Annotated in this window: 21 protein-coding genes; 19 read left to right on the forward strand and 2 right to left on the reverse strand. The window is 60.6% G+C overall.

The window, feature by feature from the left end; translation table 11 throughout:
• Both moaA and ED655_RS13635 read right to left on the reverse strand, forming a co-directional pair.
• Positions 1-1,074, reverse strand: coding sequence for a GTP 3',8-cyclase MoaA (gene moaA, locus ED655_RS13630; RefSeq protein WP_122050633.1), 1,074 nt, complete (start codon positions 1,072-1,074; stop codon positions 1-3).
• Entirely contained in the window at positions 1,064-2,290 is a 1,227-nt protein-coding gene (locus tag ED655_RS13635) for a molybdopterin molybdotransferase MoeA (protein ID WP_122050634.1), read from the reverse strand. Before ED655_RS13635 ends, moaA begins: the two co-directional genes overlap by 11 nt.
• A gap of 491 nt (positions 2,291-2,781) precedes the next feature.
• Between ED655_RS13635 and ED655_RS13640 the strand changes: the two genes are divergently transcribed.
• From ED655_RS13640 to ED655_RS13730, 19 genes are all read left to right on the forward strand, one after another.
• On the forward strand, positions 2,782-3,903 hold the full coding sequence (locus ED655_RS13640) for an HlyD family secretion protein (protein ID WP_122050635.1): 1,122 nt from the start codon (positions 2,782-2,784) through the stop codon (positions 3,901-3,903).
• Positions 3,900-5,480, forward strand: a complete 1,581-nt coding sequence (locus ED655_RS13645; RefSeq protein ID WP_023979420.1) for a DHA2 family efflux MFS transporter permease subunit — start codon at positions 3,900-3,902, stop codon at positions 5,478-5,480. Before ED655_RS13640 ends, ED655_RS13645 begins: the two co-directional genes overlap by 4 nt.
• A gap of 62 nt (positions 5,481-5,542) precedes the next feature.
• Positions 5,543-7,096 carry an efflux transporter outer membrane subunit gene (locus ED655_RS13650; RefSeq protein ID WP_240993679.1) on the forward strand — a complete coding sequence of 518 codons (1,554 nt, stop codon included), beginning with the start codon at positions 5,543-5,545 and terminating at the stop codon, positions 7,094-7,096.
• A gap of 96 nt (positions 7,097-7,192) precedes the next feature.
• Positions 7,193-8,698 (forward strand): glucose-6-phosphate dehydrogenase, encoded by a 1,506-nt coding sequence (gene zwf, locus ED655_RS13655; protein ID WP_122050636.1) that lies wholly within the window; start codon positions 7,193-7,195, stop codon positions 8,696-8,698.
• A gap of 161 nt (positions 8,699-8,859) precedes the next feature.
• Entirely contained in the window at positions 8,860-10,674 is a 1,815-nt protein-coding gene (locus ED655_RS13660; protein ID WP_122050637.1) for a glycoside hydrolase family 15 protein, read from the forward strand.
• Positions 10,675-10,940: 266 nt separating this feature from the next.
• Entirely contained in the window at positions 10,941-11,396 is a 456-nt protein-coding gene (locus ED655_RS13665; protein ID WP_031241229.1) for an NADH-quinone oxidoreductase subunit A, read from the forward strand.
• A 2-nt stretch (positions 11,397-11,398) separates the two neighbouring features.
• On the forward strand, positions 11,399-12,040 hold the full coding sequence (locus ED655_RS13670; protein ID WP_023979422.1) for an NADH-quinone oxidoreductase subunit B: 642 nt from the start codon (positions 11,399-11,401) through the stop codon (positions 12,038-12,040).
• Between the two features lie 13 nt (positions 12,041-12,053).
• Complete coding sequence (gene nuoC, locus ED655_RS13675; protein WP_023979423.1) at positions 12,054-13,832, forward strand: NADH-quinone oxidoreductase subunit C/D; 1,779 nt, start codon at positions 12,054-12,056, stop codon at positions 13,830-13,832.
• On the forward strand, positions 13,819-14,328 hold the full coding sequence (nuoE, locus tag ED655_RS13680) for an NADH-quinone oxidoreductase subunit NuoE (RefSeq protein WP_122050638.1): 510 nt from the start codon (positions 13,819-13,821) through the stop codon (positions 14,326-14,328). Before nuoC ends, nuoE begins: the two co-directional genes overlap by 14 nt.
• Positions 14,328-15,644 carry an NADH-quinone oxidoreductase subunit NuoF gene (gene nuoF, locus ED655_RS13685; protein WP_023979425.1) on the forward strand — a complete coding sequence of 439 codons (1,317 nt, stop codon included), beginning with the start codon at positions 14,328-14,330 and terminating at the stop codon, positions 15,642-15,644. The genes nuoE and nuoF overlap by 1 nt, the downstream gene beginning before the upstream one ends.
• A 13-nt stretch (positions 15,645-15,657) precedes the next feature.
• Positions 15,658-18,369, forward strand: coding sequence for an NADH-quinone oxidoreductase subunit NuoG (gene nuoG / locus ED655_RS13690; RefSeq protein ID WP_122050639.1), 2,712 nt, complete (start codon positions 15,658-15,660; stop codon positions 18,367-18,369).
• The gene (nuoH, locus tag ED655_RS13695) at positions 18,366-19,328 is read left to right on the forward strand and encodes an NADH-quinone oxidoreductase subunit NuoH (RefSeq protein WP_031241233.1); all 963 of its coding nucleotides are present in this window, start codon (positions 18,366-18,368) and stop codon (positions 19,326-19,328) included. Before nuoG ends, nuoH begins: the two co-directional genes overlap by 4 nt.
• 13 nt (positions 19,329-19,341) lie before the next feature.
• Positions 19,342-19,854, forward strand: a complete 513-nt coding sequence (gene nuoI, locus ED655_RS13700; RefSeq protein WP_023979429.1) for an NADH-quinone oxidoreductase subunit NuoI — start codon at positions 19,342-19,344, stop codon at positions 19,852-19,854.
• A 2-nt stretch (positions 19,855-19,856) separates the two neighbouring features.
• Positions 19,857-20,360: an NADH-quinone oxidoreductase subunit J gene (gene nuoJ, locus ED655_RS13705; RefSeq protein WP_023979430.1), complete on the forward strand. Its 504-nt coding sequence runs from the start codon at positions 19,857-19,859 to the stop codon at positions 20,358-20,360.
• Between the two features lies 1 nt (position 20,361).
• A complete protein-coding gene (gene nuoK / locus ED655_RS13710) occupies positions 20,362-20,673 on the forward strand; it encodes an NADH-quinone oxidoreductase subunit NuoK (protein WP_023979431.1) in 312 nt (103 codons plus the stop codon).
• Positions 20,642-22,516: an NADH-quinone oxidoreductase subunit L gene (gene nuoL / locus ED655_RS13715; protein ID WP_240993674.1), complete on the forward strand. Its 1,875-nt coding sequence runs from the start codon at positions 20,642-20,644 to the stop codon at positions 22,514-22,516. Before nuoK ends, nuoL begins: the two co-directional genes overlap by 32 nt.
• A 2-nt stretch (positions 22,517-22,518) precedes the next feature.
• A complete protein-coding gene (locus ED655_RS13720) occupies positions 22,519-24,015 on the forward strand; it encodes a complex I subunit 4 family protein (RefSeq protein WP_122050670.1) in 1,497 nt (498 codons plus the stop codon).
• The gene (locus ED655_RS13725; protein ID WP_122050640.1) at positions 24,015-25,463 is read left to right on the forward strand and encodes an NADH-quinone oxidoreductase subunit N; all 1,449 of its coding nucleotides are present in this window, start codon (positions 24,015-24,017) and stop codon (positions 25,461-25,463) included. The genes ED655_RS13720 and ED655_RS13725 overlap by 1 nt, the downstream gene beginning before the upstream one ends.
• 127 nt (positions 25,464-25,590) lie before the next feature.
• Complete coding sequence (locus ED655_RS13730; protein ID WP_162993535.1) at positions 25,591-26,694, forward strand: precorrin-3B synthase; 1,104 nt, start codon at positions 25,591-25,593, stop codon at positions 26,692-26,694.
• Positions 26,695-26,700 lie beyond the last annotated feature (6 nt).

Here is a 26,700-nt window from a genome sequence, read left to right on the forward strand (position 1 = left end):
TCAGCCTCCGATATAATACATTTCTATTTTCCGGTCGCCCGTCCGGCCCGTCCCGTGTCCGTCTTCCGGGGGCGCTGGCTGCACCGGTGCAGGATGACGCATTTCACTATAACGATCGCTGCGCTCATGCCAGATGCCGCGCAGGGCCGCACGCAGGGCCTCATCCGACTCATCTGTCAGCGCGGCCCGGAGATCCGTACCTTTTGTGGCAAAGAGGCAGGTGAAGATCTGCCCATCCGATGACAGCCGCGCACGAGAGCAATCACCACAGAAGGGTGCCGTGACCGAAGAGATGAAACCGATCTCACCTGCGCCATCGGTAAAGCGGTATCGACGGGCGACTTCCCCCCTGTAGCGGGGGGCGATGGCCTCAACCGGCCAGCGGGTGGCAATACGCTCAAGGACCACCGCCGAGGGGACGACGGCACTCTGCGACCAGTGGTTGCGCGTGCCAACATCCATGTATTCGATGAAACGCAGCGTAATGCCGGTATGGCGGAAGCGGGCAACGAGCGGCAGGATTTCGCTCTCGTTCACATCGCGCTGCAAGACGGTATTGATCTTGATACCGCCGGGAAAACCCCGTTGTGCAGCCTTGTCGATGGCCGCCAGAACGGTCTCGACCACGGCGCGACCGCCGCTCATGCGGCTGAATATTGCCGGGTCAAGACTGTCCAGACTGATGGTCAGGCGTGTCAGCCCGGCGTCATGCAGCGCGTCGAGATGGCGTTCGAGCAGAACCGCGTTTGTGGTAAGCGCGACATCATCAATGCCCTCGATTGCCACGAGCCGTCTCACAAGAAGGGAAAGATCGGGCCGTAAAAGCGGTTCGCCACCCGTCAGGCGCAGCTTGCTGACACCAAACCATGAGGCCACGCGGGCCACGCGCTCGATCGCCTCGAAACTCAGACGAGCGTCAGGGGCGAGAAAGGCGAAATCGTCATGAAAGACCGATTCCGGCATACAATAAGGGCAGCGGAAATTGCACCGGTCCATGACCGAGATGCGCAGATCATGCCAGGGGCGTCCGAGCCGGTCGCGTGGTGCGCTGGTCTGTGACGCCTCACCAGTCATGGAACAGCACAACCGAGCCGATATCCAATGTCGCTTCGCCGGGGGGCAGGCTGATCAGCCCCTGCGTTGCGCCAAGCCGGTTGAAATCACCTGAGGTCGGCATGGGGCGCGGTATCGCAATGACCATGCCGGTGTCGTCCTGAACGAGCTGGGTGGGAACAAGTCGGGTCATGTTGGCCAGCGGTGCCAGCGAGGCCCCCAGCCGGACAGGGCGAGGAGTTACCGAAAACCCCTGGGCACGCAGCAGGGCAGGCACGACATGGCGACTGCAACAGGCGAGGGCCGAGACAGGATTACCCGGCAAAGCAAAGACCGGCTTGCCTGCGGGCGAGACGCCGAACCAGAATGGTTTGCCAGGGCGCTGGGCCACCTTATAGAATATATTGCGCACGCCCAGCGCTGAGAGGGCCTGCGGGACGAAATCGAACTGCCCCATCGATACGCCCCCGCTGATGACCAGAACATCCTGTTCCGCCAGGAGCGCGCCGAGCTGATCGGTCAGCGTTGCCAGATCATCGGGTAACACCGCAAAGCTCTGCCGGGTGAAGCCATTGCGGGCAAGTGAGGCGGCTATGGCATATTCATTCGAGCGGCGTATCTGCCAGTCTGCAACAGGCGCATCAGGGGCTGCAAGCTCGTCGCCTGTCGAGATGATGGCGACCGAGGGAATCTGCGCGACGAGGGGATGGCTGACTCCATTGGCGGCCAGCACGGCCAGATCGGGTGGGGAAAGGCTGATGCCTGCGCGCAGCAGGATGTCGCCCGCGACGCAATCCGCACCCCGACGATGGATATGCTGTCCGGTTTGCAGGTGAGCTGAAGCGTGCAGGGTGATCAGGTCGTTCTCCACGCTGTAATGCTCACGCGGGATGACCGTGTCAGCGCCGGTCGGTAGAACAGATCCTGTCATGACGGCGATGCAGGGCGCGACAAACGACCCTGCGTCTGCTGGCACAGGCTGAGGGGGCAGGGTGAGGGGAGGATGCCCGGCAGGTTGCGTCGCGGCCAGCCTGAAAATCCGGTTCTGCGCCTGCCAGCGCACGGCAATGCCATCGAGAATGACGCGATCATAAGGCGGGAGCGCACGCTCGGCCTGAACGTCCTGGCGAAGTACGCGCCCGGTACATTGAGCGAGAGGCACAGCCTCGACAGGAAACGGCACAAGCGTTTCACCAATCAGACGCTCGGCGGTCTCGATATCCAGCAGATCACCCATATACGCCCCCCAAGGAACCCTGACAGCCACGATATTTCAGATACGCCGAGTCCGGCATCAGGTCCTCAGATGGGGCGGAACCGGGCCAAAGGCAAATACATCCCCGCATGTGTTGTGTCTTTTGCGTAACAGAAACGGCGGTGTCGTGCACGATGAGACCTAAGTGGGCAACTTCGCGATGATCTGATGGGTTGTTGGCTTTAGGCCATCGTGATGTGCCGGATAGGCAAGTAACGCCTGGTCTCTGGCGCGTAACGAAGGCGTAAGCCGGGGCGTGGCAGGATGTCGCAGAGCTTAGGAATTCAGGCATGGCGGTGGTGAGGAAGGCCCCAGACACTGTCTGAAACAGATGATTGAAGGCCCCAGAGACCTATGCTAGTCCATGACCGAACCGAACGGTCATTTTCAGCTCAGGCGATGAGAATTCGGGATTACAGAGCCAAAAACTGAGTTGCTGCGCGCAAGGGCGGGGCAACGCCGAGAGGATGCACATGGCGCAGGGCGACGAGCAGGATAATCGCGCATCGCAGGGTGATGACGATAAAAACGGTAAGCAGGACAAGAAAAACGGGGGCAAGAAACGCAGCCCCCTTTTGCGTATCATTCTGATTGCTGTTGTCGTTGTCGTGGTGATCGTCTGGATCGCCTACTGGCTGCTGACACGCAACCAGATCGAGACGGATGATGCCTATACGACAGGACGCAAGGTTTCGATTGCGCCTCATGTGAACGGCTATGTCACCCAGCTTCTGGTGAATGACAATCAGTTCGTCCATGCCGGGCAGCTTCTGGTCAAGATCGATGACCGCGACTACATCGCCTCATTGCACAAGGCTGAAGCCAGCATTGCACAGGCCCAAGCCAATTTTGCCGCTGCCACGCAGATGGTGATGGTTGCCAAGCAGAACTTCCCCGGTCGCCTGATTGCGGCCAAGGGCGCTCTTGCTTCGGCGCAGGCCCAGCTTTTCAAGGCCGAGACGGATTATCGTCGCCAGCACAGCGTGTCCCGCGCTGCGACCACGCAGCAGGATATCGATTACTCGAAGGCCGCGCTCGACCAGGCTCATGCCGAGGTCATGCGCGCTGAAGGTGAATTGCAGCAGGCCACCCCGGTCAAGCCGAACATCGAAAACCAGGAAGCCACGATGAAGCAGCAGAACGCTGCCCTCAAGGCGGCCGAGGCTGATCTTGTTCAGGCACAGCTGAATTACGGCTGGACCGAAGTGCGCGCACCGCATGATGGCTGGATCTCGCAGCGTAATGTCGAGCAGGGCGATTTCGTCCAGACCGGTCAGAAGCTGTTCTCTGTAGTCGAGCCTGAAGTCTGGGTTGTTGCGAACTACAAGGAAACGCAGATCCAGAAGATGCGTCCCGGCCAGAAGGTCGAGATCGAGGTCGATGCCTACCCCAACCTGACCCTGCACGGCCATGTGGATTCCATCCAGCTCGGTGCGGGTGCCGCGTTCAGCGCCTTTCCGCCCGAAAATGCGACGGGCAACTTCGTGAAGATCGTCCAGCGCGTCCCGGTCAAGATCCTGATCGATAGCGGGCTCGACCCCAATGTGCCGCTGCCGCTTGGCGTCTCTGTCGTGCCGACGGTGACCGTCCAATGAGCGACGCGTCCAGCGAAAACAACCATGCCGACTGGAAGCCCAAAGCCAACCCCTGGTTGATTGCAGTGGTTGTGACGCTGGGCGCCTTCATGGAGGTGCTCGACACCACCATCATCAATGTGGCGCTCCCGCACATTTCGGGCGCGCTCGGCAGTTCCTATGACGATGCCACCTGGGCGCTCACCTCCTATCTGGTGGCAAACGGTATCGTGCTGACGATCTCGGCATGGTTCGGCAAGCTTCTGGGGCGCAAGCGCTACTTCCTGATCTGCATCGCCATGTTCACGGTGTCGTCGTTCCTTTGTGGACTATCGACAAGCCTGCCCATGCTGATCGTTTTCCGCCTGATGCAGGGTTTCTTCGGGGGCGGGCTTCAGCCAAACCAGCAATCCATCATTCTGGATACATTCCCGCCTGAAAAGCGCGGTGCGGCTTTCGGTCTGACCGCCATTGCCACCATCGTCGCCCCCATTCTCGGCCCGCTGCTTGGTGGTTATCTGGTCGATAACTATTCCTGGCGCTGGATTTTCTACGTCAACGTGCCTTTCGGTATCCTGACCCTCATCGGCGTTTCGGCGCTTGTGGAGGACCCGCCATGGGAGAAGCAGAAGCGCGAAAAGGTCGATGTCATCGGCATCTGCCTGATCTCGCTCGGTCTTGGCTGCCTCGAAGTCATGGCCGATCGCGGTGAGGATGATGACTGGTTTGGCTCGAACTTCATCATCATCATGGCGGCGCTTGGCGTAGCCGGGGTGGTGGGTGCTGTGATCTGGCTGCTGCGCGCCAAGAACCCGCTGCTCAACCTTGCCATCTTCAAGGATCGCAATTTTGCTGTTGGGACGTTCCTGATGGCGATGGTGGGTGGTCTGCTTTACGCCTCAGCCATTATCGTGCCCCAATTTGCCCAGCAGGTCCTTGGCTATACGGCCACGATCTCGGGTGAGGTGCTCGCACCGGGCGGGGCTGTGATCATCTGTCTTATCCCGATTGTGGGCAAGCTGATGGGCTTCGTTCAGGTGCGCAATCTGATCGCGTTCGGCTTCTTCCTGATGGGGCTGGCCATGTTCTATTCGGCGCAGCTCGTGCCGACCACGAGTTATGCCCATCTGGTGGAATATCGTATCTTCCAGACGTCGGCTCTGGCCTTCCTGTTCGTGCCCATTTCGACAATTGCCTATTCGACCCTGCCCAAGGAGCTGAACTCCGATGCTTCGGCCATGTTCAGCATGTCGCGTAACTATGTGGGCTCTCTGGCAATCTCGCTCGCCACGGCAGCGATTACAGAAACCAAGCAGGTGCGTCAGAGCCTGATGGCGCATTGGTCGTCCGACTATAATGCCAACGGACAGGATTACCTCAACACTGTGCAGAAGGTGGCGACCGATGCCGGTCTGACCCAGTCGGCCGCGCATCAATATGCCGTACACAGCTATTATCAGAGTTTCATGCAGCAGGTGTCGATGGTGGCCTACAACCAGACGTTCATGGTGATTGGCATCATGGCGTTCTTTGTCGTGCCCTTCTGCTTCCTGTTGTCCCCGGTGGCCAAGAAAGGCCCGGCCGGAGGTGCCCATTGATGACCCGTTTCATGATTTCCCGGAGCCATGACTTGAAGACTGGCCGTTCCCCGCGTGCGCTCATGCTGTGCGGTGCTTCCCTTGCCGTGGTCCTTTCGCTGCCGGGCTGCGTCGGGCCAAAATACCAGAAGCCTGACCTGTGGTCGCCAACCCAGTATGACATGCATGCCCATGCTGGCCAGAAGGGAAGCCTGACCACGCCGGACGCGCCCGATGTCAACTGGTGGAAGATCTTCAACGATCCGACCCTGACCTCGCTCGAAACGCGACTGGCGACCCAGAACCTCGATATCCAGCGTGCCACGGCACAGCTGGCGCAGAGCCGTGCCCAGCTGCTGATGGCTGGTGCGGAGCGCTTTCCCGGGCTTTCTGCCAGCGGGTCCTACACACGCTCGCAGTACAGCACCAAATCGCTGCAGCGCATCCTTTCCGGTGTCGCCAAGGATAATGCGACGGCGCTGGGTCAACAGAATGCCACGCTTCTCGACCAGAGCGTGGGGTCTGCCACGATCCCTGTTCTGAACCAGTGGAAATATTCCATCGACGCCTCTTACGAGCTCGATATCTGGGGGCGCGTGGCGCGTCAGTACGAGGCCGCCAAGGCTGATCTGCAGGCAACCGATGAGGAGCGCCGCGGCGTCCTTATTGCCCAGCAGGCCGATATGGCGAATGACTACCTGACCCTGCGTGGGTTGCAGGAACAGCTTCGTATCACCCAGGCCAATCGTGACACACAGGCCCAGACGCTCGCCCTTGCCAGGGAGCGTCAGAAAACCGGGCTCGTCACCGAACTGGACGTGACCAGTGCGGAAAGCCAGCTTGACTCCACCACGGCCCAGATCGCGCAGATCGAGCAGCGTATTGCGCAGCAGATCAACGCCATCAGCCTGCTTCTGGGGTCGCCGCCCGGTACGCTGAACGATGAACTGACCCGTACGGCGGGCATACCGGTTGTGCCGCCGCGCGTGCCGGTCGGTGTGCCGGCCGAGCTGGCCCAGCGTCGTCCCGATATCCGTCAGGCCGAGGCCCAGCTTCATGCGGCTGTGGCCAATGTGGCCGAGGCGGAAGCCGAGTTCTATCCGAAGATCACCATCAGCGCCGATTTCGGTCTGCAATCGCTTTCGTTCCGCGATCTCGGTTTTTGGAACGCACGCGCCTGGAATCTCGGTCCGTCCATTTCACTGCCGATCTTTCAGGGTGGGCGACTGCGTGGGCAGTTGATGCTTAACCGTTATGCCCAAAAGGCAGCGGCCATTACCTATCGGCAGACGGTGCTGGGTGCATGGCGCGATGTGGATAACGCGCTCGTCGCCTATCGTGACGAGCAACGCCGGCGCGATGGGCTGCAGGCAGCGGTCGGGGCGGGCCAACGCGCGCTCAAGCTGTCGCAGGAGCAGTATCGCAGCGGTCTGACAACCTACCTCAACGTACTTTCGGCGCAGCGCGACCTGCTTTCGGCACAGTTGCAGCTGGCTGACAGCACGACCACCATCGCAAGCAATCTGGCGCGTCTTTACAATGCGTTGGGCGGCGGCTGGCAGGTGCAGTTCCCGCAAGACAAGCCCGAAGACGCCACGATCCGGCAATTGGGCGAAGACAGTCCCCGTCATGGCTGATCACGTTATTGTTTGAACTTAAGAAAATAATTAGGCGATCTATTAGGGCTCTGTAAGCTTTTCCATCCTGCTCATTGAGAAGGATGGAGAAGTACCATGACGAGCCCTGCTGACCAGCTTCAGAATGTTCTCGGGCAAACTTCCGCCTCTCAACCCTGCAAGCTGGTCATTTTCGGAGCCGGGGGCGATCTGACTCGCCGCCTGCTTCTCACGTCGCTCTATGATCTGGCTGTGGCAGACGCCCTTCCAGCCGGGTTCCAGATCATCGCGATTGATCGCGACGAGCAAAAGGCCCAGGACTGGGCCGATCGTCATTTTGCCCTGGCAGAGCAGGATGCAAAAGATCCCTCTGCCGAGTTTTCATGCCCTCATCTCGATCGTGCGGCATGGGACAGGGTGACCCATAATGCACAATATATAGCGGGCGACTTTACCCGGCCGGAGCTTTTCACCACCCTGTCGGAAACCCTTGGTGGGGACAGCGCCATTTTCTATTGCGCGGTTGCGGCCCGCTTCTTTGCGCCGATTGCAACCGCTCTGGGTGAGGCGGGGCTCCTTGCGGAGAAGGCGGGGTTCAGGCGTATCGTGATCGAGAAGCCTTTCGGCCACGATCTGGCATCGGCCAGGGCACTCGATGAAACCCTGCGTCGGCAGGCCCATGAAAGCCAGATCTATCGCATCGATCATTTCATGGGCAAGGAAGCCAATCAGGGTATCCTTGTCGCGCGCTTCTCCAACGTCCTGTTCGAGCCTATCTGGCGCCGTGAGTATATCGACCATGTGCAGATCACGGCTGCCGAGACGATTGGCGTTGAAAGCCGGGGCGCCTTCTACGAGCACACAGGCGCTCTACGCGACATGGTGCCCAACCATCTGTTCGTCCTGCTCAGCCTCATTGCAATGGAGCCACCATCCTCTCTGGCCGCTGAGGCCATACGACAGGAAAAAACGCGATTGCTGGAAGCCATACGCCCAGTGCGCGCGCAGGATTACGTGACTGGCCAATACGGGGCAGGTGAGATTGCCGGATCACCCGTCGCGGCCTATCGCAGCGAACCGGGTGTTGCGACCGATAGCCAGACAGAAACCTACGTTGCCATGCGACTGGATATCGATAACTGGCGCTGGGGTGGGGTGCCGTTTTATCTGCGCACGGGCAAACGCATGAAGGCCCGACGCACCGAGATCAACATTGTCTTTAAAAAGCCGCCTTATGCGCTTTTCAATCAGGACATGAACGACCCGCGCACAGGCAATGTCATCCGCTTTCTTCTCGATCCTGTACGGGGTGTCTCCATGGGGTTTGATGCCAAGCAGCCCGGACTGGAAGAGGTGATTGCCCCGGTGACCAGCAGTTTTCTCTACGACTCGTTTTTCCCGAAGGCGCCGAATGTCGGCTACGAGGCGCTGCTGCATGACTGCATGGCGGGCAACCAGATGCTTTTCCAGAGCGCGGGCACCATTGAGGCCGCCTGGGCGGCGATTGATGATGTCGCAACCACTCCCGTCAAGCCCTGCCTCTATGAAGCGGGGTCACAGGGACCGGCCGAGGCGGATGCCCTGCTTGCCCGCGATGGGCGTCAGTGGCTTCCGGTGGCCTGATTGACGTCGGGCCTCTCCTTCCCGCGTGGTCATTGTTCCGGCCGGCCAGATGCTATTGGTCGGCTTTGCGGGGGCGGGGGTCATCCCTGGTCGGGATGGCGCCTTGTTCATATTCCTGTTTCACATAGGGTTTCACCAGCCTCGGGTCGAAAGAACTGCGAATGAGTATGGCAATTGAGAATCATGCCGTGATTGGCGATCTGCGCACGACAGCGCTTGTCGCGCTGAACGGATCGATCGATTTCATGTGCTGGCCGCGTTTTGACAGCCCGAGCGTCTTTGCCTCCCTGCTTGAGCCCAGCGCGGGGTTCTTCGAGCTGGCGCCCGTTCTCGAAGGCGGGCGTTTCCGGCAGTTCTATGTGCCGGATACGAATGTCCTGCTGACACGCGTTCTGTCACCGGAGGGCGTGAGTGAAATCTCCGACTTCATGACGCTGGCCCCTGATTATCCTGAGCAGCGGGTGATAAGGCGTGTGAAAGCTGTTCGCGGGACGCTTCGCTTCAGGCTGCATTGCGCCCCCCGGTTCGACTATGCCCGTGTTGGCCATAAGGCCCGTGCCCTGAGTGACCGGGTGATCCTGTTCGAGCCTGAGCGACCCGACCTGCCGAGCCTGCGTATCAGCTCGACCATACCCATGACGATCATCGGCGATGATGCCTGCGCCGAATTCGTGCTCGAACTGAACGAGACGGCCATTTTCATGCTCGACAGCGTGACGACGGACGAAAATCTCTGTCTTGAGGACCACTGGACATCCAATGCCTTCAAGGCAACGGCCAATTACTGGACCGACTGGGTGGCGCGCGCCAAGTATCACGGGCGCTGGCATGATCACATCACGCGCTCGACCCTCGCCCTCAAGCTGCTGACCTCAGCCGAATACGGGTCAATGGTTGCGGCGCCGACCTTCGGCCTGCCTGAAGATCCGGGCGGGGTGCGTAACTGGGATTACCGTTATTGCTGGATCCGTGATTCGTCCTTCATGGTCTATGCCTTCATGAAAACGGGCCATACGGAGGAGGCCACCGCCTTCATCCGCTGGCTGCATGAGCGCCGACTGGACGCCCAGCCGGGTGAGGCGCGGTTGAAGGTCATGTATGCGATCGATGGCAAGGCCTTCGTGCCTGAAACCGACCTGACGCATTTCCGCGGCTTCAGGGACTCGCGTCCCGTGCGTATCGGCAATGGGGCGGAGGATCAGCTGCAACTCGACATCATCGGTGAGATGATGGACGCCGTGTATCACGCCGATCGTCACTGCGAACGGATCAGCTGGAAGGCATGGGAGTCAATCGCAGAAGGTATTGACTGGCTCTGTACTGCCTGGAACCAGCCTGATGAGAGTATATGGGAGGTCCGTGGCGGCAAGAAGCACTTCCTGTTCTCACGTATCATGTGCTGGGTGGCCCTCGATCGTGCCATCAGGATGTCGGAAGAGCGTGGTCTGCCAGCCCGGATCGCTGTATGGGTGCGTGAGCGGAACGCTATTTACATGGACGTGCAGAATAATTTCTGGAGTGATCAGCTTCAGTATTACGTACAGTACAAGGGCGGTACTGCAATCGATGCATCCTGTCTGCTCATGCCGCTCATGGGTTTCATCGGTGATCATGACCCACGATGGATGGCAACGCTCAAGGCCGTGGGCGAGCAGTTGCTCGATGACAGCCATGTCTTCCGCTATCATGTGGCCGAAGGTGATAATGAGGATGGGCTGGAAGGCCGGGAGGGAACTTTTACGATGTGCTCGTTCTGGTACATCGAATGTCTCGCCCGTTCCGGAGACCTGCTGATGGCCCGGTTCCTGTTTGACAAGACCCTTTCATACGCCAACCACGTCGGGCTTTTTTCGGAGGAAATCGGTCCGGCTGGCGAGCATCTGGGCAATTTTCCTCAGGCTTTCACGCATCTGGCGCTCATCAGGGCAGGACAATATCTCGACCAGGCCCTGTCACGGCAGGTAGCGGGAAGTTAAGAATAAGTATCAACAAGTCATCGCGGCAGGACCGCGATGACGGGCAAGGAGTTGATAATCAATATCAACAAAAACAGGACTGTTTAAATACTAATAATCACGGGTTCGTGTGCTCCCCTTCAGGTGATAGGCAGGGACTTGATGTGATGCTAGGCAATGGCGCAGAAAAAAACCTCACGACCACTGGCTTTTTAGTTCCAGACCGGTGTTACACGCCGTGATGGCACGCAGGCCTTTGGTCCCGTCGGGAATAGGTGGTTGCGCCAGTGTCTCAGTTTCTCGCAGATCATGCTTTAGCGATCTACGTGGCCTTTACGGTCATTTTCCTTTGCATCGTGGTGGCGCTGTCAGCTGCTCTCGGCCCTCGTCGTGTTGGTGCGGCGCGCGGTCGCTCCATGAGCCTTCCTTATGAATCGGGTATTCTCTCCACCGGCTCGGCGCGTATCCGCCTGCCGGTGCAGTATTATCTGCTCGCCGTCTTCTTCGTTATTTTCGACGTGGAAGGCGTGTTCATCTACTCATGGGCTCCCGTGGTGGTCGAAGCTGGTTGGGCTGCCTTCATCTCGGTTGTGACCTTTGTCGTCTTTCTGACGCTCGCCCTGGTCTATCTCTGGCGCAGTGGTGCCCTTGAATGGGGCCCCAAGCACCGCCGCATGCCGGTCAAGGTACCGCCCAATTCCCCTGTTGAACTTGTCAAAATCCCCGAGCGCGAGGTCGTATAACGATGACTTGGACTCTTACCTCCGCCGTCGGCGAGCCCCGTCTGCAATCCCCTGAGGAACTCCTGGCGCACGAGGACGTGCGCCGTAATCTTGTCGTGGGCAAGCTTCAGGATTTCATTTCCTGGGGGCAGAAGAACTCGGTCTGGCCGTTCAATTTCGGTCTGTCCTGCTGCTACGTGGAAATGGCGACGGCTTTCACGAGCCGTTACGACATTGCGCGCTTCGGTTCCGAAGTGCTGCGCGCCACCCCGCGTGAAGCCGACCTGATCGTGATTGCGGGCACCGTGTTCCGCAAGATGGCCCCCATCGTGAAGTATCTGTACGACCAGATGCTTGAGCCGCGCTGGGTCATCTCCATGGGCTCCTGTGCCAATTCGGGCGGCATGTATGACATCTACAGCGTCGTGCAGGGTGTCGACAGCTTCCTTCCCGTCGATGTGTATGTGCCGGGCTGTCCGCCGCGCCCCGATGCCTTGCTTGAGGGGCTGATGCTGCTGCAGGACTCCATCGGCAAGCAGCGCCGTCCGCTCAGCTGGATGGTGGGTGATCAGGGCGTGACCAAGGTGACGCCTGCCAGCATGCGCGACCTCAAGCGTGAAGAGCGCATGGCGGTCACCAAGCTGCGTACGCCCGACACGATCTGAGGAACCTGCAGCCATGAGCGAAGTTTTCGACAACAGCCGCGCAGCAGGCATGGGCACGGGCAGCATGGGGGCCTCGGTCGCCGCTTTCCCGCCGCACATGATCATGATGGAAGAAGCCACGCGTGATGGCGTGCCGACTTTCTGGGTCTCGCGTGGCCAGATCCGTGCCGTGCTTCAGGCGGTCAAGGCCGGTGGCGCGCTGCGCATGCTGCTCGACCTGACCTGTGTGGACGAGCGCCAGCGTATCCATCGTGACAATCTGCCGGCATCCGACTTCACGGTCATCTACCACATCCAGTCCTTCGACGGGCCGATCGATGAAGTGCGCTTCAAGGTCCCGCTTGCAGTCGATGACGCCAATATCGCCTCCATCACCGATATCTGGCCGAATTCGAACTGGCTCGAACGTGAGGCATGGGATCTTTTCGGTGTCGTGTTCGAGGGGCATCCGCATCTCTCGCGCATCCTGACGCCGCCGACCTGGGTCGGGCATCCCCTGCGCAAGGACCATTACGCCCGCGCGACCGAGCGTCCGCCCTACACGCTCTCGGAAGACCAGGTTTTCGACGAGCAGGAAGCGCTGAAGTTCGACCCCGAATCCTGGGGCATGAAGCGTCATTCCGACAATAGCGACTTCATGTTCCTCAACCTTGGCCCGAACCATCCTTCGGTGCATGGCGTGTTCCGCGTCGTGCTGCAGCTTGAGGGTGAGTTCATTGTCGATGCGGTGCCCGATATCGGGTTCCATCATCGCGGTGCCGAGAAAATGGCCGAGCGCCAGACCTGGCACAGCTACATCCCCTATACCGACCGTATCGACTATGTCGGCGGGGTGATGAACAACTTCCCCTATGTGATGGGTGTCGAAAAGCTGGCAGGCATCACCGTGCCGCCGCGCGCTCAGCTCATTCGCATCATGCTGGCCGAGTTCTTCCGTATTTCCAGCCATCTCGTGTTCTACGGAACCATGGTGCAGGATCTGGGTCAGCTCTCGCCGGTCTTCTACATCTTCACCGATCGCGAGCGCGTTTTCGAGATCATCGAAAAGATCTGCGGCTTCCGCATGCATCCGGCCTTCTTCCGCATTGGCGGCGTGGCGATGGATCTGCCGCAGGGCTGGGATGGCGAGGTTCGCGCCTTCCTCGATTATCTGCCCAAGCGTCTGGACGAGTACAACGAACTCGTCATGAAGAACCCGATCTTCAAAGCCCGTACGAAGGGCGTAGGCGTCTACACGACCGAAGAGGCCGTGGATTGGGGCGTGACAGGGCCGGGGCTGCGCGCCACGGGTCTGGAATGGGATTACCGTCGCAAGGCGCCCTATTCGGGCTACGACCAGATCGACTTCGATATCCCGACCGCCGTCAATGGCGATTGCTATGACCGCGCTGCGGTGCATATCGAAGAGATCCGCCAGAGCCTGCGCATCATTCGCTACTGCCTCGATAACATGCCGGGCGGGGCCTACAAGGCCGAGCATCCGCTGGCCATGCCGCCGCCGAAGCCGCGCACGATGCATGACATCGAAACGCTCATCCATCACTTCGTGGGCGTCAGCTGGGGGCCGGTCATTCCGCAGGGCGAAGTGCGCTCCTGCATCGAGGCGACCAAGGGCCTGAACCAGTATTACCTTGTGAGCGATGGCGGCACGATGTCCTACCGGACGCGCATCCGCACACCGTCGTTCATTCATCTGCAACAGCTTCCGATGCTGTCACGCGGCACCATGATTGCCGATCTGATTGCGATCATCGGAAGCATCGATTTTGTGATGGCCGATGTCGACCGCTGAACTTACGGCGCAGGACGCCGAACTCCCCAAGGATCTCGTCGATACGTTCATCGACATGGCGGCCCATGAGCATCACCCGCGCGGCGCCGCCATTGAGGCGCTGCGTCTGGTGCAGGAACGCTTCGGCTGGATCAATGACGCCCATCTTGCCCATACGGCACGGATCCTGGGCATGTCCCAGGCCGATCTGGACGGGATTGCCACCTATTTCAACCTGCTGTTCCGCAAGTCGGTCGGCAAGAACGTGGTCATGCTCTGTGACTCCGTGTCCTGCTACATCATGGGTGCGGAACAGACACGCGAGCGCCTTTGCAAGAAGCTGGGCGTGAAAATGGGCGAGACGACGCCGGATGGTGAATTCACCGTTCTGCCCATCGTCTGCCTTGGTCACTGCGACCATGCGCCGGCCATGCTGGTCGGCAAGGACCTGTTCGGTCCTGTCCGTCCGGAAGATATCGACGGGATCATCGACGACATTCGGGCGAGGAAGAAGTGATGACTGGTCTCAACCCCGAAAAGCAGCCGCTTCTGGCGCTCGTCAATCGCGAGACGCCGCTCGATCCGGCTGGCTACGACAAGAAGGGTGGCTGGCGCGGTCTGCGCCGCGCCCTCGGCATGAGCCCCGCGGAAATCATCACCGAGGTGACGGATTCCAAGCTGCGCGGACGCGGCGGCGCCGGGTTCAGCACCGGCATGAAATGGAGCTTCGTTCCCAAGGAATCCTCCAAGGACCGCCTGAAATACATCGTCGCCAATGGTGACGAAATGGAGCCGGGCACCTTCAAGGATCGTATCCTTGTCGAGGGCAACCCGCTCCAGCTTATCGAAGGCATGATCATCTCGGCCTATGCCATCCAGGCACGGCACGGCATCATCTTCCTGCGCGGTGAGTACCATCTGGGTCTGGAGCGCCTTCAGCAGGCGGTCATCCAGGCGCGTGAGGCCGGGTTCCTTGGCGAGAACATTCTCGGCTCAGGCTTCGATTTCGATCTTCACGTCCATCCCTCCGCCGGTCGCTATATCTGCGGTGAGGAAACGGCCCTGATCACGGCGCTGGAAGGCCGTCGCGCCAACCCGCGCGCCAAGCCGCCTTTCCCGCAGATCGGTGGTCTGTGGGGCGCGCCGACGGTCGTGAACAACATCGAGACCTTCAGCAACATCCCGCATATTCTTGCCAATGGCACGGAATGGTATCTGGGGCTGAGCGCCTGCGTCGATGGTGGCACCAAGCTTTACGGTGTCAGCGGTCGCGCCAAGCGTCCGGGCGTGTTCGAACTGCCGCTGGGCACGTCGCTTGGCGTGATCCTGAACGAATGTGCCGGCGGCATGCAGGACGGCTACAAGCTGCGCGCCTTCCTGCCCGGTGGTGCCTCGACCGCGTTCCTCGGGGCCGAGCATGCTGATATCATCATGGACTATCCGACGCCGGAAAAGGCGGGTAGCCGCCTTGGTACGGGTCTGGCCATCTTGCTCGATGACAAGACCAGCCCGATCGGGATGATCCGCAATCTCGAGCATTTCTTTGCGCAGGAATCCTGTGGCTGGTGCACGCCCTGTCGTGACGGCCTGCCCTGGGTCGAGCGTCTTCTGATTGCCATTGAGGAAGGGCGCGGCACGCCGGAGGATATTGATCGCCTCCATGACGCGGCCCGCCTGATCGGCCCGATGGGGCGCACCTTCTGCGCCCATGCGCCGGGTGCGATTGCGCCTCTGGCCAGCGGCCTGAAGATGTTCGCCGAGGATTTCCAGCGAATGGTTAGCAAGCCCACCTCCGGTACCGCAGAGAGCGGCGCCGCAGGGCAGGCGGCGTAGGAGGAACGGCCCGATGGCAAAAATCGTAATCGACGGCCGCGAGGTTGAAGCACGTTCAGACGTGAACCTTCTGCAGGCCTGTCTCGAGGCAGGGGAAGACCTGCCCTATTTCTGCTGGCACCCGGAACTCGGGTCTGTCGGTGCATGCCGCCAGTGCGCCGTCAAGCAATATGCCAATGCCGACGACACACGCGGTCGTATCGTCATGGCCTGCATGACGCCGGTGACTGAAGGCGCGATCATCTCGGTTGAAGACCCCGAAGCCAAGGAATTCCGCGGCGAAGTGGTCGAGTGGCTGATGACGAACCACCCGCATGACTGCCCGGTCTGTGAAGAAGGTGGCGAATGTCACCTTCAGGACATGACCGTGATGACCGGTCATCGCGAGCGTCGCTATCGCTTCGACAAGCGCACCCACAACAATCAGGAACTCGGTCCTTTCGTGAAGCACGAAATGAACCGCTGCATCGCCTGCTATCGTTGTGTGCGCTTCTATCGCGATTATGCGGGCGGCCAGGATCTCGGCGTGTTTGCCTCGCACAACAACGTCTATTTCGGCCGTCATGAGAGCGGCACGCTGGAAAGTCCCTTCTCGGGTAACCTCATCGAGGTCTGCCCGACCGGCGTGTTCACCGACAAGCCGTTTTCGAAGATGTACAGCCGCAAATGGGACATGCGCGGTGCACCGTCTGTCTGCTCCAACTGCGCAACAGGCTGCAACACCATCATCAATGAGCGCGCCGGCAAGGTTCGCCGCACGCTCAACCGCTATAATGATGAGGTGAACCGTTACTTCCTGTGCGATCGCGGTCGCTTCGGTCATGGCTGGGTCAATGCCCCCACACGCCTGCGTTCGGCAGGTTACGTGATCAATGGCGACATGACGCCGGTGCCGGCCCAGGCCGCGCTGGATCATTTCGGCAAGATCGCGGCTTCGGGCAAGCTGGTGGGCATCGGCTCACCGCGCGCGTCGCTGGAATCCAACTACGCCCTGCGCAAACTCGTCGGTGCCGAGAATTTCTCGACCGGTATGGCCGAGCCGCAGCATAGCCTGGTCAAGCTGGCAGCGTCGCTTTTGGCCACTGGTCCGGCGCGCATCGCTACCATGCATGAGATGGAAACCGCTGACGGCGCGCTGATCCTGGGTGAGGATGTCTCGGCAACTTCGCCGCGCATGAGCCTGGCGCTGCGCCAGATCAAGCGTACGGCCTTCAACAAGGCTGCCGATCAGGCCCGTGTCCCTCACTGGATGGACGCCTCGGTGCGTACGCTGGGTCAGGACACGATCTCGCCGCTCTTCGTGGTGTCGCCCACCGTGACCGATCTGGACGGTTTCGCGCAGGACGCCATCCGCGCCATGCCGGAAGATGCTGCGCGTCTTGGCTTTGCCATTGCACATCGTATCGACGCTTCGGCTCCCGATGTGGCTGGTCTGACCGAAGCCGAGGCGGCTTCCGCTTCGCTCATTGCTGAAGCCCTGCTGGCTGCCGAGAAGCCCCTGCTGGTTTCGGGCCTGCAATACGCTTCGGCTGCCCTGCTCCAGGCAACGGCCAACATCGCCTCTGCTCTGGCTGCCAAGGGCAAGACGCCGCTCATCAGCTTCGTCCTGCCGGAAGCCAACTCCATGGGCCTCGCGCTGATGGACGGGCTCTCGCTCGACGAGATCGCTGCCCGCGCCGCCGATGCCACACTGATCGTTCTCGAAAACGATCTGAGCCGCCGCCTCGATGGTGCGCAGTTCGAGGCGCTGGTGGGAAGTGCGGCCAATCTCGTGGTGCTCGATCATTCGGTCACCCCGACGGCTATTCGCTCTCAGGTTACCTTCCCCTCGGCAGCCTATTCCGAGACGGACGGCACACTGGTCAGTGCTGAGGGCCGCGCCCAGCGCTTCTTCCAGGTGGTCTATCCCGACGCCCCGCTTCAGGCCGGTTGGCGCTGGATTGCCGATATGGCGCAGGCGGCTGGCCTCAGCCATGTGCAGCCCTGGGGCAAGCTGGACGATCTGATTGCCGAGATTGCCACGACGATGCCGGTCTTCGCCCGTATCCCCGAGGCGGCACCGGGTTCGGACTACGAGCTCGAAGGCACGCCGCTCCGCAGCCAGACGCATCGGGTCAGCGGACGCACGGCCATTCGCGCCAATATCAGCGTGCGCGACATTCCGCCGCCGAGCTCGCCCGACACCCCGCTGCATTCCACGATGGAAGGCTCCTACAGCACCGACATGCCCGGCACGCTCGTGCCGTTCTATCAGGTGCCCGGCTGGAACTCCGAGCAGTCGCTGAACCGCTTCCAGCAGGAAATTGGTGGCAAGATGCGCGGTGGTGATTGCGGCGTGCGTCTGGTGGAAGGGGTAGCCAATGCGGCAGGCTCCTATGCCATGGACGTGCCGTCGGCTTTCGCCCCGCGTGCCGGTCAGTTCATGCTTCTGCCGGAAGCCCGCGTATTCGGCACGGATGAAATGAGCATGATGGCCCAGCCGATTGCTGAGCGCGCCGCCCCCGCAGTGGTGCGTATCGGCGGTACCGTGGCCACGGGTGCTCAGGTTCGTCTGTCGCTGAATGGCGAAGTGTTCACGGTCGATGCCGTCTCTGACTCTTCTCTTCCCGAAGGTGTCGCCACATGCCCGCCGCATATGGTGTCCCGCTCCTGGTCGGCACCGGGCTGGGTTTCTCTTGAAATCATGGCGCCTGCCGAGCGTATTGGAACGGAGAGCGCGGTATGATGCCCATCGTGTGGCCTATTCTTGTGATCGTCGTGACCGTCTTTGGCGTTCTCGGCGTCGCAGCGGTCTCGACCATGCTGGAGCGCCGCCTGCTTGGCGTGTTCCAGGATCGCCCCGGCCCTAACCGCGTCGGCCCGTTCGGCCTGTTTCAGGTTATCGCCGATGCGATGAAGATGCTGTTCAAGCAGGACTGGATTCCGCCTTTTGCGGACAAGCCGGTCTTTCTTGTTGCGCCGATCATCGGCTTTCTGGCCGTTCTGCTCTGCTTCGGCGTCGTGCCCATCACCCCCATCTGGGGTGTGGCGGGTGAGCTGAATGTCGGCCTGCTCTTCATCTTCGGCATGCTGGGCCTTGGCGTCTATTCGGTGGTTCTCGCCGGGTGGTCGTCTAACAACAAATACGCCCTGCTTGGTGGCATGCGTGCCGCCGCCCAGATGATCTCCTATGAAGTGTTCATGGGCCTGTCAGTCATGGGCGTTGTCATGGCGGCCGGTTCGTTCAGCATTCGCGACATCGTGGAAGCCCAGACCCATTGCTGGTTCATCATCCCGCAATGCCTGGGTGCCGTGATCTTCCTGCTTGCCGGTATTGCCGAAACGCATCGTCTGCCTTTCGACTTCCCGGAAGGTGAAAACGAAATCGGCGCAGGCTTCCATACCGAGTATTCGGGCATGAAATTCGGCATGTTCTACCTTGCCGAATATGCCGGTGTCGCGCTCAGCTCGGCCCTGATCACCACGCTTTACCTCGGTGGCTGGCATGGCCCGTTCCTGCCGCCTTTCCTGTGGTTTGCGATCAAGGTTTTCCTGCTGATCTGCTTCTATATCCTGCTGCGCGCAGCACTGCCCCGTCCTCGTTACGACCAGCTGATGTCCTTCGGCTGGAAGGTGCTGCTGCCGCTGTCTCTTCTTAACATTCTGGTCACCGGCGCGGTCGTTCTGCTGCGCGCGGGCGTCTGAGAGGGGGCGCGCCATGCTTGGTATTCTCCGCACCATATGGATGACGTTCCTGCACATGTTTCATCGCAATGAAACGGTGCAGTATCCGGACGTCAAACCGTACCTGTCCCCCCGCTATCGCGGTCGTATCGTCCTTACCCGCGATCCGAGCGGCGAAGAGCGCTGCGTGGCCTGTAATCTGTGCGCCGCGGCCTGCCCGGTGGATTGCATCAGCCTGCAGAAAGGCGAGAAGGAAGGGCGCTGGTATCCGGAATTCTTCCAGATCAATTTCTCACGCTGCATCTTCTGCGGTTTCTGTGAGGAAGCCTGCCCGACCTACGCCATTCAGCTCACGCCCGATTTCGAGATGAGCGAATATGTGCGCCAGAACCTGGTTTACGAGAAGGAAGACCTCCTGATCAGCGGACCCGGCAAGGTACATGATTACAGCTTCTATAATGTGTCGGGGCTCAAGATCCCGGGCAAGAACAAAGGTGAAGCCGAAAATGAAGCCAAGCCTATCGACATTCATGCACTGATGCCCTGATCATGAATATCATGCTTGAACTCTATGGGCTGATCGCCATCGGCGCGACCGCGTTGGCGATTACCCGCACCATCCCCGTTCACGGCCTGCTTTACCTTGTCGTGTCGCTTCTGGCGCTTGCCTGCATGTTTGAAGAGCTGGGCGCGCCTTTTGCCGCCATGCTCGAAATCATCGTCTATGCCGGCGCGATCATGGTCCTGTTCGTGTTCGTGGTCATGATGATCAATCTGGGCCAGCCCGACCAGCTCCGTGAAAAAGGCTGGTTTGCCGGTGGCGCCTGGATTGGCCCCAGCGTGATTTCGCTGCTGCTGATGGGTCTGCTGGTCTATGGCGTGAGCCACAACACCATGGCGGTGGGCACCGTTGGCGCGCCGATCGGCCCCAAGGCGGTCGGCCTGACGCTTTATGGCCCCTATATCCTGACCGTCGAGCTCTCCTCGTTCCTGCTTCTGGCAGGGCTCGTGAGCGCCTATCACATCGGCCGCCGGATCGGAGGGAAATCCTGATATGACTGCTGCCGATCCCAATGGCGCGCTCATTGTCGCCGTCATACTCTTTTCACTCGGAGCGTTGGGCGTCCTTGTACGCCGCAACCTGCTCTTCATGCTGATGTCGACCGAAATCATGCTCAATGCCGCTTGTCTCGCGTTCATCGCGGCGGGCAATCGCTGGCATATGGCAGATGGTCAGGTCATGTTCATCATGGTGGTCGCCTTCGCTGCTGCGGAATCTGCAGTTGGCCTGGCCATCATCCTGCGCATGCATGCAGCCGGACGCTCCACGCTAGATGCCGATACCGGCAATCGTCTGGGGGGTTAGTCTCGTGGCCATGCTGCTTCCGCTTGTCATTTTCTGCCCCCTGGCGGTCTCCATCATCCTGATGCTGACCGGGGGCAAGCTTCCCGCACGGGCGACGACGCTTCTCGTCGGCGCCGGTATGGGGCTTTGTGCGCTTTTCGCCGTCATTTCGGCCTATAGCTTCCTTTCCGGTCCGGACTCGCTTGGTTCGCTGCACGTCGTGCTGTGGAACTGGATGAATGTCGGCTCCTTCAATGCCCAGATCGCGCTCACGCTCGACCGGCTTTCGCTGGTCATGATGCTGGTCGTGTCCTGCGTCGGCTTCCTCATTCTCGTCTATGCCTGTGCCTACATGTATGACGACGAGGACATCGCGCGTTTCTTCACCTACATGACCCTGTTCGTTGCCTCCATGCTTCTGCTGGTGCTGGCATCGGATCTGCTGGGCGTGTTCATCGGGTGGGAAGGCGTGGGCCTTTGCTCCTATCTGCTTATCGGCTTCTGGTATGGCGAGCAGGCCAATGCCATCGCCGCACGCAAGGCCTTTGTGGTTACGCGTGTGGGCGATGCATTGTTCCTGCTGGGTATGCTGCTGATGGCAACAGCCGTTGGCTCGCTGGACATCCCGACGCTTCTGGCCGTCGGCCCCCATGCCGCGCCGCGTACGCTGACACTGGGCATGTTCCTGCTGCTGGGTGGTGCAATGGCCAAATCGGCCCAGGTGCCACTCCAGACCTGGTTGCCTGACGCCATGGCTGGCCCGACGCCAGTCTCGGCGCTCATTCATGCTGCGACCATGGTCACGGCGGGTGTCTATCTTCTGGCGCGTCTGCATGGTCTGTTCGTTCTCACGCCGCTGGCGATGTTCGCCTGCGCCATTGTGGGTTTCGTGACCATTCTGCTCGCTGCGGGCAGCGCTCTGGTCCAGACCGACATCAAGCGCATCCTCGCCTATTCCACCATGAGCCAGCTCGGCTACATGTACCTCGCGCTCGGTTGCGGCGCCTGGCATGCCGCCATGTTCCATCTCGTCACGCATGCCTTCTTCAAGGCTCTGCTCTTCATGGCGGCTGGTTCGATCATCCTGCGCGTCCATCACGAGCAGGACATCTTCAAGATGGGTGGTCTGCGCAAGGACATGCCCTGGGTGTTTGTAGCCTTCCTGATTGGTTCGGCTGCGCTGGCAGGTCTGCCGCTGATCACCGCCGGTTACTTCTCGAAAGAGCTCATTCTGGGCAGCGCCTATGATTTGAGCCCGATCTTCTGGGCCGGTGCGCTGTTTGGTGCCTTCCTGACCTCCATCTATATCTTCCGCTGCGTGTTCATCGTGTTCTGGGGCGGTCATCGCACCCATGCACATGGCAAGTCGGGCATCGCCATGGCCCTGCCCATGGGGATCCTGTCCGTACTCGCCATTGCGGGTGGCTGGATGGAAATGCCGGATGCCATCGCACACGTGCATATCTTCTCCAATCTTCTTTCCCCCGTGCTCGGTGCCCTGCCTGAAGAGCACAATACCAGCCTGCTCATTCTCGGCTCTCTCGTGCCGATTGCCGGCGTGACCATCGCCTGGACGCTGTGGCGCCCGAAAGGTGAAGCACCGGTTGCTGCCGAAAGCCCTGCCATTTCGACGCTGCGCGCCGACTGGGGTTTCGACACGCTGTATGACTGGGTTTTCGTACGGCCGTTCATGGTGCTTGCCCATCTGAACCGTCGTGATTTCATCGATCGTTTCTATGATCTGGTTGCAGCCCTGACCCAGGGCGGTGGATACGCTGTTGCGAAGCTGCAGAGCGGCCAGGTGCGTCGCTATGCCGGCTGGATCGCAGCAGGAACGGTTGCAGCTCTTTGTCTGGCGGTATGATGATGTTGGCACTTCCCGCTCTTGTTCTGATCCCCTTCATCGGGGGTCTCGCAGCCTGGCTTGTCGGGCTGCGCGGCGCCTCGCGCGCGGCGTCGGTTTCCTCGCTCATCACGCTTGTGCTGATGGTGATCCTGCTCGCGCAGGTCACACTCAGCGCGTTGTCAGGCGGTGCCAGTGCCGGGGGATGGCTTGGCCATTTCTCCATGGCCTGGGTGCCGATGCTGGGCATCAATGTCCGGCTCGACATTGACGGTCTGAGCCTCGTCATGCTGTGGCTCAACGCGCTGATCTCCCTGCCTTGCGCGCTGCTCAGCGCACGCAACGTGGCAGATCGCGCCGGCCTGTTTCACTTCCTGCTGCTGGCAACGGTGGCCGGGATCAACGGCGTCTTCATGGCGACCGACCTGTTCCTGTTCTTCTTCTTCTGGGAGCTGATGCTCCTGCCGCTCTTCGGGGTTATCCTGATCTGGGGTGATGCAGGGCGCCAGCGCGCTGCGCTGAAGTTCTTCCTGTTCACGCAGGGAAGTGGCCTGCTGATGCTGCTGGCCATTCTTGGCCTCGTCATCGTCAACGCCCAGCGCACCGGCGTCATTACGTTCGACTACTTTGCCCTGTCGCAGACGGCGCTCATTGCGCCCATCGCCCCGGTGCTGATGCTTGGCTTCTTCATCGCTTTTGCGGTCAAGCTGCCTATGGTGCCTTTCCATTCGTGGCTACCAGACACCTATGCGGCATCGCCTGCCGCTGCGAGCATCTTGCTTTCGGGTGTTCTGGCAAAGACAGGTGGCTATGGCCTGATCCGCTTCGTGGTCATGCTCTTCCCCGGCGCTGCGGCGCATCTCGCACCCATCGCCATGACGCTTGGCGTGGTCGGTATCCTGTACTGCGCATGGCTTGCCGTGGCGCAGGACGATATCAAGCGCCTCATCGCCTATTCCTCCATCAGCCATCTTGGCTTCATCCTGCTGGGTGTGTTCTCGGGCACACGCATCGGTATGGAGGGTGCCATCGCCCAGATGGTGGCGCATGGTCTCAGCACGGGCGCTCTGTTCGTGATCGCAGGGCTTCTGGAAGATCGTCTGGGGACGCGTGACATGTCGCGCATGGGTGGGCTCTGGCCTGCCATGCCGCAGTTCTCGGCATTGGCCATGTTCTTCGCCGCGGCCTCGCTCGGCCTTCCGGGGCTGGGCAACTTTGTCGGTGAGTTCCTGGTGCTCATGGGCACATGGCAGGTCAGCCATACCATGACGTTCTTCGCAGCGGCTGGTCTGGTGCTGTCGTCGGTCTACTCGCTCACTATGATGCTGCGCGTATTCTATGGTCCGAAAAAGACCGATGCCGTGGCACCGCTTGGTGCGCCTTCCATGCCGCATCTCGCTGTCCTTGGTGTGGCAGCCCTTCTTCTCCTTGCGCTTGGCGTCTATCCGCAGCCGGTTCTCAACCTGTCGGCACCGGCCAGCCCCCATGTCGTGAGCATCGCTCAGGAGCAGGCCCAGTAATGTCTTTCTCGTTCCTCCCCAATGCGGTGCTGGTACTGTGCCTCGGAAGCTTGGTGCAGCTCGCAGCCATCTCCTGGCGGCGTCATGTCGTTCGTGATGCCATTCTGTGCGTGATCGTGCTTCTGGCATCGCTGGCCTCGATCATGCTGCCGACCGTGCTCGTCATGACGGGTGCCACCCCGCTTTTTGCCCCCGATACATGGGCCTCTTTTGCCGGTGCGCTGATCATCCTCTCCGCACTGGCGATTGTGCTGATGTCGCGCCATGGCGCCATCAGTGCTGACCCGAGTGTGAACAGCGAGTATTTCCTGCTGCTTACCCTGGCCACACTGGGTGGCGTGGCCATGACCGGCGCGGTTCATTTCGTGTCGTTCTTCCTTGGTCTCGAAACGCTCAGCCTGGCTCTGCTTGGCCTGATTGCGTTCCATAACCAGCGTCTCGACGCCGGTGAAGCCGCGATGAAGTATCTGCTTCTCTCGGGTGTCGCATCGGCCACGATGGTGTTCGGTTTTGCGCTGATCTACGCCGAGACCGGATCGCTGCGCTTTGCAGCCCCCGATCTCAGCCATGTTCCTGAGCCAATTATTGGTGTGATGGGGGTTATCCTCATCCTGTCAGGCATGTTCTTCAAACTGTCTGCCGTGCCGTTCCATCTCTGGCTCGCCGATGTGCTTGAAGGCACGTCCGTACCGGTGGCGGCCCTGGTCGCCGTGACATCCAAGATCGCGCTTTTTGCGGCCATGCTGCGCTACTTCTCTGCCATCAATCTCTATGCGCCCAGCGCACAGGTGAACGAGATCCTGATCGTGGCCGTGCTCAGCATGCTGGGTGGTAACCTGATGGCCGTGGTGCAGACGGATCTGCGTCGCCTGCTCGCCGGGTCGTCCATCGCGCATGTGGGCTATCTGCTGGTGGCCTTCCTGTCACCGGGGCCGTTTGGCGTGGCTTCGGCTGCCTTCTACCTTGCGGCCTATGCGATCTCGACACTTGGCGTGTTTGCCATCATGAACGGTGTGCTGCCCCAGGGTACCGATATCCGTGAATGGCACGGGCTGTTCCGTCGCAGGCCTGCCGCTGCGCTGGCCATGTCGATCATGCTGATTTCGCTGGCAGGTATTCCCCCGGCAGTCGGCTTCTTCGCGAAGTTCTATGTGGCGGCTGCGGGCGTTTCGGCCCATCGCACGCTTCTGCTCTTCGTCCTGATCGCCAGCAGCACGATCGGTCTGTTCTACTATCTGCGCCTGATCCTGATCATGCTGACGCCTGCGCCAGCAGATCGCGAGACCCGCGCGGAGCTGACGGCACCTACGCCGGTCAATGCAGCACTGATCACTGTGCTGGCCTGCGCCACCATCCTGCTGGGCATTTGCCCCAGCACGCTGGTCCAGCGCAGCCAGTCTCTGGTTGTGGCCCCGCCTCTCCCTGCGGCGCCAGCAACCTTGCCCTGACAAAGGCTCTCTCGAACTGGCGCCTGCATGGCCGCCAGTTCATTGGAAGTCGATGAAAGCTGCATGTCCGACGGGCGTGCAGCTTTTTTTATGCGCATTGCCCGGTCAGGAGAGGTATCACCGGGTCATGAGTTCCGCCCCCATTCGCAAAGGCTGGTGTCCAGCCCTCCATGCCCCGATGCAAACGCATGATGGCTGGCTGGTGCGTGTCACCCCGGACCCCACAGGACTGAACCCCGGGCAATCGGCTTTTCTGGCGGATTATGCCGCGCGTCATGGCAATGCGCGCCTCACGCTCACCCTGCGCGGCAACCTCCAGCTTCGGGGGCTCGATCATCAGGCGGCGCTCGATTTCACGTCGCATGCTGTGGCGCGCGGTTTGGGCATGGAGGCGCCACAGCAGGAAGCGCGACGCCGCATCCTGTTTGCATCGCCTCTGGCTGGTCTCGATCCCGATTGCGCTGACGACACCTTGGCTCTCGCGCATGAAATCACGCAGGCGATGCAGGATTTGCCGTCCTTATGGCGTCCGCCGGAGAAATTCAGCCTTGCTGTCGACGGGGGGGGACTGGTCCCCTCAGGGGCGCTGCGGGGTGATCTGGCCCTGCGCCACGAGGCGGGGGCGTGGGTTTTGTATGAGGGTGCCGTGCGCCATCAGACGGACAGGGCAGAGCTGGTCGCTGAAGTGCTGGCGGCGCTCCAGCGTTCTGCGCATCAGGCCGTTGCAGATCGGGCATTGCATCGGGCAGCTCCATTCAGGGGGGCGATACCGCCCTTGCTCGGTCCCTTTCTGCCCGGCTGTTTTGGTGCTGTGGCGGTTCTGGGTGAAATCAGTGCCCAGACTCTTGCCTCCATCGCTTCTGCCGGCGCAGCAATACGGCTGACACCCTGGCGCGGGCTGGTGCTCGATTGCCCCGTTGCAGCCCATGACCTGATAACCGACCCTCAGGACAGGCGAGCGGACCTCGTCGCCTGTCCGGGCGCGGGGCGCTGCGCACAAGCCTATGCGCCAACACAACGCGACGCGCTGTCGCTGGTGACTGAACTAAGTGGCAGACGGCTCCATGTCTCGGGATGCGCCAAGGGATGTGCTTCGCGCGGTAGTCATGATGTGACTCTGGTGGCGGGGCCAAAAGGATATGATCTTGTCTGGCAGGGGAGTGTCTGTGATCAACCTGCCGAGTCTGGTCTTGACATCGAGGACGTGCGAAGGCGTTTGCGTCGGGCATGACAGGAA

The sequence above is a fragment of the Asaia bogorensis genome, assembly GCF_900465345.1.
Lineage (GTDB): Bacteria > Pseudomonadota > Alphaproteobacteria > Acetobacterales > Acetobacteraceae > Asaia > Asaia bogorensis_A.

Coding starts and splice junctions, on each gene's coding strand:
- moaA (WP_122050633.1), bottom strand. CDS start 1,074: ATGACTGGTGAGGCGTCACAGACCAGCGCACCACGCGACCGGCTCGGA.
- ED655_RS13635 (WP_122050634.1), bottom strand. CDS start 2,290: ATGGGTGATCTGCTGGATATCGAGACCGCCGAGCGTCTGATTGGTGAA.
- ED655_RS13640 (WP_122050635.1), top strand. CDS start 2,782: ATGGCGCAGGGCGACGAGCAGGATAATCGCGCATCGCAGGGTGATGAC.
- ED655_RS13645 (WP_023979420.1), top strand. CDS start 3,900: ATGAGCGACGCGTCCAGCGAAAACAACCATGCCGACTGGAAGCCCAAA.
- ED655_RS13650 (WP_240993679.1), top strand. CDS start 5,543: ATGCTGTGCGGTGCTTCCCTTGCCGTGGTCCTTTCGCTGCCGGGCTGC.
- zwf (WP_122050636.1), top strand. CDS start 7,193: ATGACGAGCCCTGCTGACCAGCTTCAGAATGTTCTCGGGCAAACTTCC.
- ED655_RS13660 (WP_122050637.1), top strand. CDS start 8,860: ATGAGTATGGCAATTGAGAATCATGCCGTGATTGGCGATCTGCGCACG.
- ED655_RS13670 (WP_023979422.1), top strand. CDS start 11,399: ATGACTTGGACTCTTACCTCCGCCGTCGGCGAGCCCCGTCTGCAATCC.
- nuoC (WP_023979423.1), top strand. CDS start 12,054: ATGAGCGAAGTTTTCGACAACAGCCGCGCAGCAGGCATGGGCACGGGC.
- nuoE (WP_122050638.1), top strand. CDS start 13,819: ATGTCGACCGCTGAACTTACGGCGCAGGACGCCGAACTCCCCAAGGAT.
- nuoF (WP_023979425.1), top strand. CDS start 14,328: ATGACTGGTCTCAACCCCGAAAAGCAGCCGCTTCTGGCGCTCGTCAAT.
- nuoG (WP_122050639.1), top strand. CDS start 15,658: ATGGCAAAAATCGTAATCGACGGCCGCGAGGTTGAAGCACGTTCAGAC.
- nuoH (WP_031241233.1), top strand. CDS start 18,366: ATGATGCCCATCGTGTGGCCTATTCTTGTGATCGTCGTGACCGTCTTT.
- nuoI (WP_023979429.1), top strand. CDS start 19,342: ATGCTTGGTATTCTCCGCACCATATGGATGACGTTCCTGCACATGTTT.
- nuoJ (WP_023979430.1), top strand. CDS start 19,857: ATGAATATCATGCTTGAACTCTATGGGCTGATCGCCATCGGCGCGACC.
- nuoK (WP_023979431.1), top strand. CDS start 20,362: ATGACTGCTGCCGATCCCAATGGCGCGCTCATTGTCGCCGTCATACTC.
- nuoL (WP_240993674.1), top strand. CDS start 20,642: ATGCCGATACCGGCAATCGTCTGGGGGGTTAGTCTCGTGGCCATGCTG.
- ED655_RS13720 (WP_122050670.1), top strand. CDS start 22,519: ATGTTGGCACTTCCCGCTCTTGTTCTGATCCCCTTCATCGGGGGTCTC.
- ED655_RS13725 (WP_122050640.1), top strand. CDS start 24,015: ATGTCTTTCTCGTTCCTCCCCAATGCGGTGCTGGTACTGTGCCTCGGA.
- ED655_RS13730 (WP_162993535.1), top strand. CDS start 25,591: ATGAGTTCCGCCCCCATTCGCAAAGGCTGGTGTCCAGCCCTCCATGCC.